This window comes from Pseudomonas silesiensis (genome assembly GCF_001661075.1).
In the GTDB taxonomy this organism is placed as follows: Bacteria; Pseudomonadota; Gammaproteobacteria; order Pseudomonadales; family Pseudomonadaceae; genus Aquipseudomonas; species Aquipseudomonas silesiensis.
The window spans coordinates 422,191-437,624 of sequence record NZ_CP014870.1; the positions used below are offsets into that span (position 1 = coordinate 422,191).

The 15,434-nt window shown below is 61.4% G+C and carries 12 protein-coding genes and 1 riboswitch; of the genes, 6 read left to right on the forward strand and 6 right to left on the reverse strand.

The genetic code is table 11. From position 1 onward, the window contains the following. Positions 1-13: 13 nt before the first annotated feature. Entirely contained in the window at positions 14-1,822 is a 1,809-nt protein-coding gene (gene msbA / locus PMA3_RS01865; RefSeq protein ID WP_064675576.1) for a lipid A export permease/ATP-binding protein MsbA, read from the forward strand. Positions 1,823-1,994: 172 nt separating this feature from the next. Further along, positions 1,995-3,419, forward strand: coding sequence for a bifunctional D-glycero-beta-D-manno-heptose-7-phosphate kinase/D-glycero-beta-D-manno-heptose 1-phosphate adenylyltransferase HldE (hldE, locus tag PMA3_RS01870; RefSeq protein WP_064675577.1), 1,425 nt, complete (start codon positions 1,995-1,997; stop codon positions 3,417-3,419). A 48-nt stretch (positions 3,420-3,467) separates the two neighbouring features. Here hldE and PMA3_RS01875 read toward each other — a convergent pair whose 3' ends face one another. The 4 genes from PMA3_RS01875 to PMA3_RS01890 form a co-directional block, all read right to left on the reverse strand. Then, on the reverse strand, positions 3,468-4,436 hold the full coding sequence (locus PMA3_RS01875) for a hypothetical protein (protein WP_064675578.1): 969 nt from the start codon (positions 4,434-4,436) through the stop codon (positions 3,468-3,470). Between the two features lie 32 nt (positions 4,437-4,468). Then, on the reverse strand, positions 4,469-5,281 hold the full coding sequence (locus PMA3_RS01880; RefSeq protein WP_064675579.1) for an aldo/keto reductase: 813 nt from the start codon (positions 5,279-5,281) through the stop codon (positions 4,469-4,471). Continuing rightward, positions 5,278-6,453, reverse strand: a complete 1,176-nt coding sequence (locus PMA3_RS01885; protein ID WP_064675580.1) for an NAD(P)/FAD-dependent oxidoreductase — start codon at positions 6,451-6,453, stop codon at positions 5,278-5,280. Before PMA3_RS01885 ends, PMA3_RS01880 begins: the two co-directional genes overlap by 4 nt. A gap of 177 nt (positions 6,454-6,630) precedes the next feature. Then, the gene (locus PMA3_RS01890; RefSeq protein WP_008027887.1) at positions 6,631-6,963 is read right to left on the reverse strand and encodes a DMT family transporter; all 333 of its coding nucleotides are present in this window, start codon (positions 6,961-6,963) and stop codon (positions 6,631-6,633) included. A gap of 103 nt (positions 6,964-7,066) precedes the next feature. Here PMA3_RS01890 and PMA3_RS01895 point away from each other — a divergent pair, with 103 nt between their 5' ends. Continuing rightward, positions 7,067-7,987, forward strand: coding sequence for a LysR family transcriptional regulator (locus PMA3_RS01895; protein WP_064680601.1), 921 nt, complete (start codon positions 7,067-7,069; stop codon positions 7,985-7,987). Beyond that, on the forward strand, positions 7,980-9,257 hold the full coding sequence (gene waaA, locus PMA3_RS01900) for a lipid IV(A) 3-deoxy-D-manno-octulosonic acid transferase (protein ID WP_064675581.1): 1,278 nt from the start codon (positions 7,980-7,982) through the stop codon (positions 9,255-9,257). Before PMA3_RS01895 ends, waaA begins: the two co-directional genes overlap by 8 nt. A 157-nt stretch (positions 9,258-9,414) precedes the next feature. On the opposite strand, the gene PMA3_RS01905 is transcribed toward waaA, so the two are convergent. Next, on the reverse strand, positions 9,415-10,848 hold the full coding sequence (locus PMA3_RS01905; protein ID WP_064675582.1) for a TolC family outer membrane protein: 1,434 nt from the start codon (positions 10,846-10,848) through the stop codon (positions 9,415-9,417). Positions 10,849-11,039: 191 nt separating this feature from the next. Beyond that, positions 11,040-11,145: riboswitch (TPP riboswitch) on the forward strand. Positions 11,146-11,308: 163 nt separating this feature from the next. On the opposite strand from PMA3_RS01905, the gene thiC reads away from it, so the two are divergent. After that, complete coding sequence (gene thiC / locus PMA3_RS01910) at positions 11,309-13,198, forward strand: phosphomethylpyrimidine synthase ThiC (protein ID WP_064675583.1); 1,890 nt, start codon at positions 11,309-11,311, stop codon at positions 13,196-13,198. Positions 13,199-13,360: 162 nt separating this feature from the next. After that, complete coding sequence (gene cytX, locus PMA3_RS01915; protein ID WP_064675584.1) at positions 13,361-14,653, forward strand: putative hydroxymethylpyrimidine transporter CytX; 1,293 nt, start codon at positions 13,361-13,363, stop codon at positions 14,651-14,653. Here cytX and PMA3_RS01920 read toward each other — a convergent pair. Beyond that, positions 14,622-15,368 (reverse strand): RsiV family protein, encoded by a 747-nt coding sequence (locus PMA3_RS01920; RefSeq protein WP_064675585.1) that lies wholly within the window; start codon positions 15,366-15,368, stop codon positions 14,622-14,624. The genes cytX and PMA3_RS01920 overlap by 32 nt on opposite strands. Positions 15,369-15,434 lie beyond the last annotated feature (66 nt).

Genomic DNA, 15,434 nt, shown 5'->3' on the forward strand with positions numbered 1-15,434 from the left:
AGTGAGCTCTACGATGAGTGACGCACCGCCCAAAGCGGGACAGGATTCCAGCTTGAAAATCTATTTTCGGCTGTTGGGGTATGTAAAACCCTATACCGGCCTTTTCCTGCTGAGTATCGTGGGCTTCGTGATTTTCGCCTCCACTCAGCCCATGCTGGCGGGGATTCTGAAATATTTCGTCGATGGCCTGAGCAATCCTGAAGCGGTGCTCTTCCCCAATGTCCCCTACCTGAAAGACTTGCAGTTGCTGATGGCCGTGCCGCTGCTGATCATCCTGATCGCCGCGTGGCAAGGTCTGGGGTCATTTCTGGGCAACTACTTTTTGGCGAAGGTTTCCCTGGGCCTGGTCCACGACCTGCGTGTGGAGTTGTTCAACAAGCTGCTGGTGCTGCCCAACCGTTATTTCGATACCCACAACTCCGGGCATCTGATCTCGCGCATCACCTTCAACGTGACCATGGTGACCGGCGCCGCCACCGACGCCATCAAGGTGGTTATCCGTGAAGGCCTGACCGTGGTGTTCCTGTTTGCCTATCTGGTGTGGATGAACTGGAAACTGACGATCGTGATGCTGGCGATCCTGCCGATCATCGCGTTCATGGTCGGCAATACGAGCAAGAAATTTCGCAAGCAGAGCAAGAAAATCCAGGTGGCGATGGGCGACGTGACTCATGTGGCCTCTGAAACCATCCAGGGGTATCGCGTCGTGCGCAGCTTTGGTGGCGAGAGCTATGAAAAACGTCGATTCGCCGAAGCCAGCCAGGGCAACACCGACAAACAATTGCGCATGACCAAGACCGGTGCGGTGTACACCCCGATGCTGCAGTTGGTGATCTATACCGCGATGGCCGTGCTGATGTTCCTGGTGCTGTTTCTGCGTGGTGACGCCTCCGCCGGCGATCTGGTGGCCTACATCACCGCGGCGGGTCTGTTGCCCAAGCCGATTCGACAGCTGTCCGAAGTCAGCTCGACCATCCAGAAAGGCGTCGCCGGTGCCGAAAGTATTTTCGAGCAGCTGGACGTCGAACCTGAGGTCGACAACGGCACCGTCGAGCGTGATCGCGTGAGCGGCCACCTGGAGGTGCGCAACCTGAGTTTCACGTATCCGGAGACCGAGCGTGAAGTGCTGAAAAACATCAACTTCACTGCGGCACCGGGACAAATGATCGCCTTGGTCGGTCGGTCCGGGAGCGGCAAGTCGACCCTGGCCAGCCTGATTCCGCGTTTTTATCACCACGACATCGGCGAAATCCTGCTCGATGACGTGGAAATCGAAGACTATCGCCTGCGCAATCTGCGTCGGCATGTGGCGCAAGTCACGCAGCATGTGACCCTGTTCAACGACACCATTGCCAACAACATCGCCTACGGTGACCTGGCCGATGCACCGCGTGCCGATATCGAGAAGGCCGCCACCGATGCCTACGCGATGGACTTCATCTCGGAAATGCCCCAGGGGCTGGACACTCAGGTCGGGGAAAACGGCGTGTTGCTGTCCGGCGGACAGCGTCAGCGTCTGGCGATTGCCCGTGCCCTGTTGAAGAATGCACCCTTGCTGATTCTCGACGAAGCGACGTCGGCGCTCGATACCGAGTCCGAGCGGCATATTCAGGCGGCCCTGGATCATGTCATGAAAGGTCGCACTACCCTGGTGATCGCGCACCGCTTGTCGACCATCGAGAAAGCCGATCTGATCCTGGTCATGGACCACGGCGAAATCGTCGAGCGTGGCACCCACGCCCAGTTGCTGGCGCAAAATGGCTACTATTCGCGCCTGCATGCGATGGGATTGGACGAACCGGTATCAGCCGGCATCGCCTGAGCCGGCGAGAGGGTGGGCCTGGCTCGCCCTCTCGCACGCCCGACGTGCAATGCGTCCGGTCAGTCATGAATGGAAAACCCAAGTCTGATCATCCCGTTGCAGCCGTCACACAAGCCCACGCCAAGCCTGTGTTAATATCGCGCCCCTGTTCATTTTGTATGTGGGTTGCACCATGAAGTTGTCCATGCCGCGATTCGATCAAGCCCCTGTCTTGGTGGTTGGCGATGTCATGCTCGACCGTTACTGGCATGGTGGTACCTCACGGATTTCCCCTGAGGCGCCGGTACCGGTAGTCAAGGTCGAGCAAATCGAGGACCGTCCGGGCGGTGCCGCCAACGTTGCGTTGAACATTGCCGCCCTCGGTGCCCCGGCGTCGCTGGTCGGCGTCACGGGTGACGATGAAGCCGCCGACAGCCTGGTCAATAGCCTCAAGGGCGCGGGCGTGCGGGCATTGTTCCAGCGCATCGCGCACCAGCCGACCATCGTCAAGCTGCGGGTCATGAGTCGTCACCAGCAACTGCTGCGTATCGACTTCGAAGAACCCTTCGCCACCGACGCCCTGGCGTTGGGTGAGCAAGTCGACGAACTGCTCGAAGGCATCAAGGTGCTGGTACTGTCGGACTATGGCAAAGGCGCGCTGAAAAACCATCAGGTGCTGATCCAGGCCGCCCGTGCCCGCGGCATTCCGGTGCTGGCCGACCCCAAGGGCAAGGATTTCTCTATTTACCGTGGTGCAAGCGTGATCACGCCGAACCTCAGCGAATTTGAAACCATCGTCGGCGGCTGCGCCGATGAGCACGAGTTGGTGAGCAAAGGCGCGCAGTTGATGCATGACCTGGATCTCGGCGCATTGCTGGTGACACGCGGTGAACACGGGATGACCCTGCTGCGTCCGGATCATCCGGCGTTGCACCTGCCTGCCCGTGCCCGTGAAGTGTTCGACGTGACCGGTGCTGGCGACACGGTGATTTCCACCCTGGCGGCAGCGATAGCCGCCGGTGAAGAACTGCCTCACGCGGTGGCCCTGGCCAACCTGGCGGCGGGCATCGTGGTCGGCAAGCTCGGTACGGCGGCCATCAGCGCCCCGGAATTGCGTCGGGCCATCCAGCGTGAAGAAGGTTCCGAGCGCGGTGTGCTGGGCCTCGAGCAGCTGGTGCTGGCGGTCGCCGATGCGCGTGCGCACAACGAGAGAATCGTCTTCACCAATGGTTGTTTCGACATTCTGCACGCCGGCCATGTGACCTACCTCGAACAGGCGCGCGCCCAGGGCGACCGTCTGATTGTGGCGGTCAACGACGATGCGTCGGTCAGCCGGTTGAAAGGGCCAGGTCGTCCGATCAACAGCGTCGACCGTCGCATGGCCGTACTGGCGGGTCTGGGCGCCGTGGACTGGGTGATCAGCTTCCCGGAAGGCACCCCGGAAAACCTGCTGCGCGAAGTCAAGCCGGACGTGCTGGTCAAGGGCGGTGACTACGGGATCGAACAGGTGGTCGGTGCGGACATCGTGACCGCTTACGGTGGCATCGTGAAAGTGCTGGGGCTGGTTGAAAACAGCTCGACCACGGCGATCGTCGAGAAGATCCGCCAGTCCGAATGACGCGTTGATCGTTCCCACACTCCGCGTGGGAACGATCAACCGCAGCGCCTACAGGCTGACCTTCTTACGCGGCACGATCTTCTTCAGCAATTGCTTCGCTTTGCCGCGCAACCGCGCCAGACCGGAGTCCTTCCCCGGCGGGGTCAACCCCTGCTGCCGTACCCAATCCTTCCAGCGAATCCGCTCATCGCGCACCAGCCAGCCTTCCTGTCGGGCGAAACTTTCAGCCAGGTACAAGCCGCGAGTGCTCGCCGGGTACAACTGATCCTTTTTCAAGGTAAAGAGCTCGGCCAACGGCTGGCCGTCTTGCAATGGCATCAAATAAAGGTCGGGACGCTTGCGGTCGAGCCGGGCCACCAGTTGATCGCCTTCCAGTCGCTCATCGACATGAAACAGGCTCAGGGATTTGGCTTCCTTGGGCACGTCCAGGCGCAAGTCATAGATCAATTGCAACGAAGCGGTCGGCAAGTGCACGTAAGCCCGTGGTCGTTCGATCAGTTGCATATTGGCGCAACGCACCGGTCGCGCCGCGCCGGACAACGGGGTCAGGCGAAAAGGCATGGCTTCACGGTAATGCAGGGCTGAAGAGTAGGGCGCTGGCAACCAGGTGTCGTTGAAACGTCCGCCGAGCCAGCCTTCCGGCGTTTCCAGCAGGCACTCTTCGGCAATCTCCTGGATCGCCGTGTGAAGCGGCAGGTTCAGCTCGTGGGCCGGCACGTAACCGGAGATCAGCTTGAGCACCACATCGCCACGGTCTTGCCGCCGCTGACGCACCAACACCCAGTAATCGCGATTCTGCCAATGCAGGGTCAGGCGCACCGAGACCCCCAGGTTGGCCAGCTCCAGGGCGAAGCGTTCGGTGTCGGCCACGGTCACCGGGCGGCGACGTTGCAGGGTCTGGGAAAAATTGAGCGGCATCCCGACGCTCTGATAACTCAAGCCTTCAGGAGTCGCTTCGACGAATAACGGCAGGGTCTTGAAGTTGCTCGGGTTCTTTCTTATGAGCGTACGCGGCATGTCGGCTCCTGCTTAAGGCCGCGTTGGCGGCATCAGTTTTTACGTAGGACCTGGGCAGCGGTCGAGACGTTGTGGGCGAGGTGCAGCGGATTGATGGTCCCGACAATAGCACTGGCGACACCCGGATGTTCAAACAACAATTCGAAGCTGGCGCGCACCGGGTCCACGCCCGGGCTCAGGCAGACGTGACCGCTGGCGAGGGCTTTTTTGACCAGGATGGCTTTGCCGTGGGCAGCAGCATAGTCAATGACCGGCTTCTCGTTCTGTTCGTTCAGATTGTAGGTGACCATGGCGCAATCACCCTGTTCCAGAGCCTTCAAACCGCCTTCGACGGTTTTGCCGGAAAAGCCGAAGCCGCGAATCTTGCCCTGGCGTTTGAGCTCGGCAAGGGTTGCATAGACTTCGCTGTCATTGAGGATCGCCAGGTCGTTGCCATCGGAGTGCACGAGCACCAGGTCGATAAAATCCGTTTCCAGACGTTGCAGGCTGCGTTCCACCGAGAGTCGGGTATGCGCGGCACTGAAATCGTGCCGGGACTGACCGTCGGCAAACTCTTCGCCGACCTTGCTGACGATCACCCAGTCCTGACGCTGACCACGCAATAACGGGCCAAGGCGTTCTTCGCTGCGGCCGTAGGCCGGGGCCGTATCGATCAGGTTGATGCCCAGGTCGCGCGCAAGTTTGAGCAGCATGCGCGCTTCGTCATCGTCGGGGATCTGGAAGCCGTTGGGGTACTTCACACCCTGGTCGCGGCCGAGTTTTACCGTGCCCAGGCCCAGGGGCGAAACCAGCAGGCCGGTGCTGCCCAGAGGGCGATGCAGATCGTGCAGGGTCGGTAGGCTCATGGCAGCAGTTGCTCCCAGGCTGGAATGCCCATCGGCGGTTTTGGCAGTTCAGGCAGCGGTGCCGGATGGCCTGGCTGGATGCCATCCCGTTGCAAAGAACCGATGACGCGGTCGGCGAAGTCCGGCGCCAGTGCCAGTTTGGTGGGCCAACCGACCAGCAGTCGGCCTTCTTCGGCAAGAAACGCGTTGTCGGGGCGGGTCAATCCCGATTGCAGCGGCTCGGCGCGATCCACGTGCAAGGTCGCCCACTGCGCCGTGCTCAGGTCGATCCAGGGCAGCAACTGGCCGAGTTCTTTGCGGGCCGTGGCAATTTGCGTGGCGGGTTCACGGGCGACACCTTCGGCTTCGGCAATATCGCCCCCCAGGTACCAGACCCATTGGCCGTCGGCAGCCGGGTGCGTGGTCACGGTGATACGCGGTTTGGTCCCACCGCCCAGGCAGTGGGCGTACAGCGGTTTGAGGCCCGGGCCTTTGGCGATGATCATGTGCAACGGCCGGCGTTGCATGGCGGGGTGGGTCAGCCCCAGTGTTTCAAGCAAGCTCGCGGTGCCGGCGCCGGCGCTCAAGACGATGCGCTGGGCGCGGATCTCGCGCGCGTCCACCTTGAGGCCGATCAGTTTCCCACCCTCGAGCAACGGTTCGATCTTCTGCCCGGCGAGCAAACTGTCGCCGGCCAGATCGGCCAGGCGCTGGATCAGGCTGGGTACATCGATCACCAGTTCCGCCAGCCGATAGACCTTGCCTTTGAAGCGCTTGTCTTGCAGGGCCGGTGGCAATTGCTCACCGGTGACCTGATCGACGCGACCGCGCACGGCTTTGCTGGCGAAGAAGCTGGTGAGGTTGCCGGCAAGGGTGCCGGGAGACCAGAGGTAATGCGCTTCGGACAGCAGGCGCACGCCGGTCAGGTCCAGCTCACCGTCCCCGGCCAGCGCTTCACGCCAACGGCGTGGCATGTCGGCGATGGCTTCGGAGGCGCCGGTCAGGGCGCCATGCAGCGCGTACTTGGCGCCGCCGTGGATGATGCCCTGGGATTTCACAGTCTGCCCGCCGCCGAGACTGGCGCTTTCCACCAGCACGGTCGAAAAACCCTGGCGGCGCAGGCGCGCATTCAGCCAGAGCCCGGCGACACCAGCGCCGACAATCAGAACGTCGGTGGAAATAACGGATGGCATGCGGCGACCTCAGTGTTCAAGACGAGGGCGCAGTATACAGACTCGAGGATTGGAAGGGCTGAAGCACCTGTGGGAGCGGGCTTGCTCGCGAAAGCGGTGTGCCAGTCGACACAAATGTTGCCTGACACATCGATTTCGCGGGCAAGCCCGCTCCCACAGTGAATCGAGTTCCAGGTCTTAGTGCCCGGCGGTTTTGGAGAAGAGCTGGATCACTACGACGCCCAATACGATAAGCGCCATCCCCAGCATCGCCGGCACATCCAGTTTCTGCCCATAAATAAACAGCGCCGCGACGCTGACCATCACGATGCCCATACCGGCCCAGACGGCGTAGGCCACGCCCACCGGAACGCTGCGCACCACCAGCGTCAGCATCCAGAACGCAATGCCATAACCGACGATGACCAGAATCAATGGTAGAGGCGTGCTGAAACCCTTGACCGCTTTCATCGAAACGGTGGCGATCACTTCGGCGCAGATGGCAATGGCCAGGTAGTAGTAAGCGGTCATAGGTGCATCCTCATGTGAAGCGTTGCTTTCTGAGTTCGGCATTCTAGAGGTTCGTCAGATGCGGTAAAGTCATTACCTATCTGTTTAGGCGATGGGTTTGGCCATGAACATGCAGTGGAATCTGGATCAGCTACGTTTGTTTGTCAGCGTAGCGGAGCAGCGGTCTTTCTCCGCCGTGGCGCGGGAGCAGCGCAAGGCGCAGTCGGCGGTCAGCAGTTCGATTGCGCTTCTGGAAGAGGACCTGGGCGTCAGCCTGTTCGATCGCAGCAGTGGCCGCCAGCCAAAGCTTACCGACGCCGGCAATGCCTTGCTGGAAGAGGCGCGGGAAGTGCTGCGCCAGTGTGAGCGCCTCAACGGGCGGGCACTGGCGATGATGCAGGGCCAGGAAGCACGCCTGTGCCTGGCCCAGGATGAGGCGATGCCCTTTCAACCGGTCATCGACAGCCTTGAAGCCATGGCAGAGCAGTTTCCCAGCCTCGAGGTTCAGCTGTCCAACGGTACTCAGGGTGATGTGGCACGCAAGCTGGTGGAGCGCAAGGCCGACCTGGGCCTGCTGTTCTACCATGATCAAATCCCCCAAGCCCTTGAGCGGCGGGTGTTGGGCAGTATTGAAATGGTCACGGTCTGCGGTATCGACCATCCATTGGCGGCCCAAAGTAGCGTTAACTGTCAGCAAATGGCCCAGCATCGGCAGTTGCTGATGGCCACGCAATCCAGTGTCTATCCCGGCAGCGAGCCGGCCAGTCCACAGGTCTGGCGGGCCGATAGTTTTTACGTGATGGCCGAACTGGTGATGCGCGGCCTTGGCTGGGCCTGGTTGCCGAGAAACGTGGTGCAGTATCCGGCCTATCAGGGTCATATCGTCGAACTGGTCAGCGAATGGACTCCGCCGGCATTGATCGTGGAACTGGTCTGGCGCCGCGACGAGCCCCTCGGTCCGGCCGCCCGTTGGCTGGCGGAACGTTTTGCCGTGCACTTGCAGGCGATCGGCGCAAAACCCGATAAACTCCGCCGCCATGAATAGATCTCTCTACACCGCACTGTTTTACCTGGGGCTGCCATTGGTAGCGATTCGGCTGTGGCTGCGGGCGCGCAAGGCGCCGGCCTATGCCAAGCGTATTGGCGAACGGTTCTCCTTCGGATTGCCCGTGATGAAGCCGGGCGGTATCTGGGTGCACGCGGTATCCGTGGGCGAAAGCATTGCCGCCGCGCCGATGATTCGCGCCTTGCTGCAACGTTATCCGACTCTGCCGATTACCGTGACCTGCATGACCCCGACCGGTTCGGAACGCATCCAGGCACTGTTCGCCCAAGAGCCACGTATTCAGCACTGCTATCTGCCATACGACTTGCCTTGCGCCGCGGCGCGCTTTCTTGATCGGGTCCGGCCGACACTGGCGGTGATCATGGAAACCGAGCTCTGGCCGAACCATATCCATCAGTGCGCCAAGCGCGGGATCCCCGTGGCGCTGGCCAATGCTCGCCTGTCCGAGCGTTCCGCCAAGGGCTATGGTCGTTTCACGAAATTGACCCGGCCGATGCTCGCCGAGATGAGCCTGTTCGCGGTGCAGACCGAGGCCGAGGCCCAGCGCTTTCGCAATTTGGGCGCGCGTGAGGAAACTGTCGAAGTGACCGGCTCGATCAAGTTCGACCTGACCATAGACCCGGCATTGCTCCAGCGTGCCGCCGGGTTGCGTGCGCAATGGCAGGCGCAAGAGCGTCCGGTCTGGATCGCCGCCAGCACCCATGACGGTGAAGACGAAGTGGTATTGGCGGCTCATCGTCAGTTGCTCACCCGTCATCCCGATGCGTTGCTGATTCTGGTGCCGCGCCATCCGGAGCGTTTCAATGCGGTATTCGAGTTGTGCCGGCAGCAGGGTTTCGCGACCGTGCGGCGTTCCACGGGCGAGCCGGTGACTGCGGGTACTTCGGTGTTGCTGGGCGACACCATGGGCGAATTGCTGTTTCTGTATGCCCTGGCCGACAGTGCCTTTGTCGGCGGCAGCCTGGTGCCGAACGGCGGGCACAATCTGCTGGAACCGGCGGCGTTGGCCAAGCCGGTGCTCAGCGGGCCGCACCTGTTCAACTTTCTCGAAATCGCCGCGCAGTTGCGCAGTGCCGGGGCGTTGCAGGAAGTGGAGGATGCCGAAGGCCTGGCGGTGGCGGTGCAGCGGCTGTTCGAGTTGCCCCGGGATGCGCAGCGGATGGCGGAGGCGGGGTTGAGCGTGATGCGCAGCAACCAGGGCGCGTTGCAGCGGTTGCTGGACGGGTTGGGGCGGTTGATCGGGCGTTAGACCGGGTTGCCTGAACCAAAAAAGATCACAGGTGCTTCCCTTGTAGGAGCGAGCGGTGCGGCGATCCGACTTGCCCGCGAACAGGCATGACGCGGTGCAACAGATACGCTGCGGTGCTTCCTTCGCGGGCAAGCCTCGCTCCTACAGGGGGGGATTTTCAAGGCCGGGCTTTGAGCTGATCTGCCGCAGCCTTGGCCAGATCCGGCGGCAGGAAGTCTTTGTCCGGGTTGTAATCGGGTTTGAGGTAGCGCTTGAGGTCCCGCAAATCCCCCGGATTCAATGTGCCCGCGGCCTGTTTCAGGCGCAGGTTGTCGAGGATGTAGTCGTAGCGGGTGTTGTTGTAGTTGCGCACCGAGGTATACAGCTGACGCTGGGCATCCAGCACGTCAACGATGTTGCGCGTCCCCACCTGATAACCGATTTCGGTCGCTTCCACCGCGCTCTGGTTGGAGATGATCGACTGCTTGCGCGCCTGCACCTGCTCGACGTCGGTGTTCACCGCACGGTGCAGGTTGCGGGTGTTTTCCACCACCTGCCGGCGCAGGGATTCGCGCTGTTGTTCGGTCTGATCCAGGCGTGAATAAGATTCGCGAACCTGTGAGGTGGTGAGGCCGCCACTGTAGATCGGGATATTCAATTGCAGCGCCAGCGTGCGTTGCTCGATGGGGCCGCCATAAGGCTGGGGGAATGCGCTCGGATTGCTCAAGCCGAAAGCGTCGTTGTCCCCCTTCTCGTATTTAGCCACGGCATCCACGGTCGGTGCGTGACCGGCCTTGCGCTGCTTGAGGGTTTCTTCAGCGGCGCTGACCGCGTAGTTGCTGGCCAGCAGATTCAGGTTCTGCCTGGCGGCAGTGTCGACCCAGGCCTTGGCATCGTTCGGGGCCGGGGGCAGGATCGGCAGGGTGTGGACGATGCCCTGGATCGAGTTGTACTGCCGGTTGGTCAGGGTGATCAAGGCTTCGAACGCGTCGTCCACCTGGCGTTGCGCAACGATCCGATTGGCGCGCGCCGTGTCGTAGCTGGCCTGGGATTGCAGTACATCGGTCTTGTCCGAAAGGCCGACGTCGAAGCGTTCGTTGGACTGATCGAGCTGGCGCTTGAAGGCGGCTTCTTCGGCCTTGGTCGAGGCCAGGTTGTCCTGGCTGCGCAACACGTTGAAGTAGTCTTCTGCCGTTTGCAGAATCAGGTTCTGCTCGGTCGCCGAGAGTTGCAGCGCCGCCTGTTCGTTGACGTCCTTGGCGGCCTGATACTGGAACCAGCGATCGGCGCGGAACAGTGGCTGGGCCAGGGTCGCCTGATAGGAGTTGGCGCTGCGGTTGGCAACGGACGCCGGTTGATCGATATCGGTACGCACGTTGGCGACCTGGGCGCCGCCGGAGAGGTTCGGCAACAAGCCGGCGCGGGCCTGGGGCACGACCTCTTTCTGGGCGCCGTACTGGGCCCGGGCCGCAGCCAGGTCGGCGTTGTTATCCACCGCTTCCTGATAGACGCTGACCAGGTCAGTGTTGGTCGATAGGGGCGCTTCCGCTGCCCAAGCCATTCCATTGGTCGCACAAGACACGGCAAGGGCCAATGAGAGTTTGCGCAGCATAAGGCCATCCCTAAAAATTACGCTGATAATTTGAGCGCCAAGGCTACGGCGCGGGCCTTGCAGCGTCAAGGCGCGGCACGGCCTGGCGAGTGTAGTTGCGCACACGTTTGGCAACAATCCTGTAATTACGCCATTCATCATGGTGTTTAAAGCGGTGTTGGCGTTCTTTGCCAGTTGTGTCTAGACTGGCCACGTTCTTGTCGGGGTGCCTTGCTATGAGGCTGAGATCGAATAATTTCGGATCCCGTTGAACCTGATCAGGTTAGCGCCTGCGTAGGGAACAAGATTTCTCGTCACCCGGCGAGTCCTCTTGTGCTTCGTCCGGGATGTTGTTCGACAATCGAACGGCCCTCGTGCACCGAGCACAGCACAGCTGGTTTTTCCAGCACCCGTGCGTCCATTCGTTTACAGGTTCGCTCCGACAAAAATCCACTGCCTGGATGTGTTCGGAGAGCCCGTGATGACGATAAAACTAAAAGACAATACGAACCTGAGTGACTCGGCCAAGGTCGATCAACAATCGGTTCAGCCGTTTACCCGCTCGCAAAAAATCTACGTTCAAGGCTCGCGCCCGGACATTCTCGTGCCGATGCGCGAAGTCAGCCTCGACGTGACCCCGACCGAATTCGGCGGCGAGATCAATGCGCCGGTGGTGGTGTATGACACCTCGGGCCCGTACACCGACCCCAACGTCATCATCGACGTCCGCAAAGGCCTGGCCGATGTGCGTTCGCCGTGGATCGAAGCCCGTGGCGATACCGAGCGCCTGCCCGGCTTGAGCTCGAACTTCGGCCGGGAGCGTCTCGCCGATCCGGAACTGACCAAGCTGCGTTTCGCCCATGTGAACAACCCGCGCCGCGCCAAGGCCGGGGGCAACGTCACCCAGATGCACTATGCCCGCCAAGGCATCATCACGCCCGAGATGGAATACGTCGCCATCCGCGAGAACATGAAGCTCGAAGTGGCCCGCGCCGCCGGGCTGCTGGACCAGCAACACGCCGGTTACAGCTTCGGCGCCAGCGTGCCGAAAATCATCACCCCAGAATTCGTTCGTGAAGAAATCGCCCGCGGCCGCGCGATCATTCCCGCCAACATCAACCACACCGAACTGGAACCGATGATCATCGGCCGTAACTTCCTGGTGAAGATCAACGGCAATATCGGCAACAGCGCACTGGGTTCGTCCATCGAAGAAGAAGTGGCGAAACTGACCTGGGGCATTCGCTGGGGCGCGGACAACATCATGGACTTGTCCACCGGCAAGCACATTCACGAAACCCGTGAGTGGATCATCCGTAACTCGCCGGTGCCGATCGGTACCGTGCCGATCTACCAGGCCCTGGAAAAAGTCGGTGGCGCGGCCGAGGACCTGACCTGGGAGCTGTTCCGCGACACGCTGATCGAACAGGCCGAGCAGGGCGTCGACTACTTCACCATCCACGCCGGCGTGCTGTTGCGTTACGTGCCGCTGACCGCCAAGCGCGTGACCGGCATCGTTTCCCGTGGCGGTTCGATCATGGCCAAGTGGTGCCTGGCGCACCACAAAGAGAACTTCGCCTACACGCATTTCGAAGAAATCTGCGAAATCATGAAGGCCTACGACGTCAGCTTCTCGCTGGGTGATGGCCTGCGTCCGGGCTCGATTGCCGACGCCAACGATGCGGCACAATTCGGCGAGCTGGAAACCCTCGGCGAACTGACCAAGATCGCCTGGAAGCACGACGTACAGACCATGATCGAAGGCCCGGGCCACGTGCCGATGCAGTTGATCAAGGAAAACATGGACAAGCAGCTCGAGTGCTGCGACGAAGCGCCGTTCTACACCCTCGGCCCGCTGACCACCGACATCGCACCCGGCTACGACCACATCACCTCCGGCATCGGTGCGGCGATGATCGGCTGGTTCGGTTGCGCCATGCTCTGCTATGTGACGCCGAAGGAACACTTGGGCCTGCCGAACAAGGATGACGTGAAGACCGGGATCATCACGTACAAGATCGCCGCGCATGCCGCCGATCTCGCGAAGGGCCATCCGGGCGCACAGATACGCGACAATGCGTTGAGCAAGGCGCGTTTCGAATTCCGTTGGGAAGACCAGTTCAACCTGGGCCTCGATCCGGACACCGCTCGTTCGTATCACGATGAGACCCTGCCGAAGGATTCGGCCAAGGTTGCGCACTTCTGCTCCATGTGCGGGCCGAAATTCTGCTCGATGAAAATCACCCAGGAAGTTCGTGAATACGCGGCCAACCAGCGGATCGACTCGATCGATGCCGAAGTTGCCAAGGGACTGGCGGAACAGGCCGAGCGGTTCAAGCAGGAAGGCAGTCAGCTGTACAAGAAGGTTTGATCTGACCCGCAGCGCCGGTCTGGCGCTGCTCTTGTAGGAGCGAGGCTTGCCCGCGAAGGCGGTTTGCCTGACACACCGCCTTCGCGGGCAAGTCGGATCGCCGCACCGCTCGCTCCTACAGGTTGCGGTTACAACAACAAATGTCCCTCTGAGATAACACCCTTGAGCATTCAACCCAGCACTTATTCCCCCGACATCGCGGTGCCGACCGACAAGCGCGTCTTCGGCGGTCGCGATCTGTTTTCCCTGTGGTTTTCCCTCGGTATCGGCCTGATGGTGCTGCAGACCGGTGCCCTGCTCGCGCCAGGCCTGGGCCTTTCCGGCTCGCTGCTGGCGATTTTCCTCGGCACCCTGGTCGGCGTTCTGCTGCTGGCCGCCGTCGGCGTGATCGGCAGTGACACTGGCCTGTCGTCGATGGCCGCGCTGAAACTCAGCCTCGGCAAACACGGCGCGAGCCTGCCGGCGGTGCTGAATTTGCTGCAACTGATCGGTTGGGGCTCGTTCGAAATCATCGTGATGCGCGACGCCGCCAGCCTGTTGGGCGCTCGTGCCTTCAGTGAAGGTAGCCTGCTGTCCAATCCGCTGTTGTGGACCTTGTTCTTCGGTGGGCTGGCAACCTTGCTGGCCGTCAGCGGGCCACTGACGTTCGTGCGGCAGATCCTGCGCAAGTGGGGCATCTGGCTGCTGCTGGCCGCCTGCATCTGGCTGACCTGGAACCTGTTCGCCAAGGCCGACCTGGCGGCGTTGTGGGCGCAGGCCGGTGACGGTTCGATGCCGTTCGCCGTGGGCTTCGACATCGCGATCGCCATGCCCCTGTCCTGGCTGCCGTTGATTGCCGACTACTCGCGTTTCGGCAAACGGGCGAAAAATGTGTTCGGCGGTACGGCAATTGGCTTCTTTATCGGTAACTTCTGGCTGATGAGCCTGGGCGTGGCCTACACCCTGGCGTTCGCGCCGAGCGGTGAAGTCAATGCCTTGCTGTTGGCGCTGGCCGGTGCCGGCCTGGGGATTCCGCTACTGCTGATTCTGCTGGACGAGTCGGAAAACGCCTTTGCCGATATTCACTCGGCGGCGGTGTCCAGCGGGATTCTGTTGCGCCTGAAGGTCGAGCATCTGGCGCTGGCCATCGGCGTGATCTGCACGCTGATTGCCTGCCTGGCGCCATTGGCCCAGTACCAGAATTTCCTGCTGTTGATCGGTTCGGTGTTTGCGCCGTTGTTCGGCGTGGTGCTGGTGGACCACTTCATCCTGCGCAAGCGTTCTGCGCAAGTGGTGGCAACCGCATTGCGCTGGCCGGCGCTGCTCGCCTGGCTGGGCGGGGTGAGCACCTATCACTTGCTGGCCAATCTGTACCCGGATGTCGGCGCAACCCTGCCGGCGCTAATCCTGGCAGGGCTGTTGCAGCTGGTGCTGGGCCGGGCCTTCAGCTACGGCCGGGAAACAGCTCGGGCTTGAGAATGCCGTTCAGGCGAGGGTAGGGGATCTTCAATTCGACGTGACCCAGTGCGTAAGGCGCAATGGTGCTCACTTCGTACTTGAGGATCACCCCGCCATACGTCAGTGCCACGTTCTGGGTCTTGACGAAGGGCCAGCTCTTCACGAACTCCGCTTCCTGATCGAGCTTGGTGCTGATCAGCCAGCTGTTGTGCGCGACTTGCGCGGCTTTCCAGAACGCTTCTTCCTGCCCCGGCACCAGCATGTCCGACAGGGTCAGCACCTTGTGCTGTTGGCGCGAGTAGTTGATGAAGCTACGGCCCGGCGTGCCATGGGCGCCGCCGGTGTCCAGGTAGCTGGAAAACTCGACGATCACCAAGCCGTCATGCTGCTCACGTACCTTGGCTTGCAGGTAGCTGCTGTGACGCGGGCCGGCACTGCTCAAGAATTGCTCGCGATACGCGGCCAGCGTCGGCGCCACCGGGGCGTCGGGCGCGGTGCGGGTCATTTGCAGCAAGCGTTTTTCGATAATGCCATCCAGTGCCGGTTCGGCCGGGAAGCGCAGGGTGTCGATGTTCACCAGCGGGCAGTCCTGGTTGGTGCAGCCCGGTTTCAGCTGTTCGGAGGCATCGCGGGTGGTTTCCAGCGGTGCCCGGTAGCTGGGTTGGAACAGACTCTGGCAGGCGCCCAGGGTCAGGGCGATTGCAGCCACGGAGGCGATTTTAAAAAGCGACATGGGCGTCCTTCATAAAACAGGGAAAGGCAAAAAGTTACCCGCTTCGACTCTCGGCGCAGGAATCAG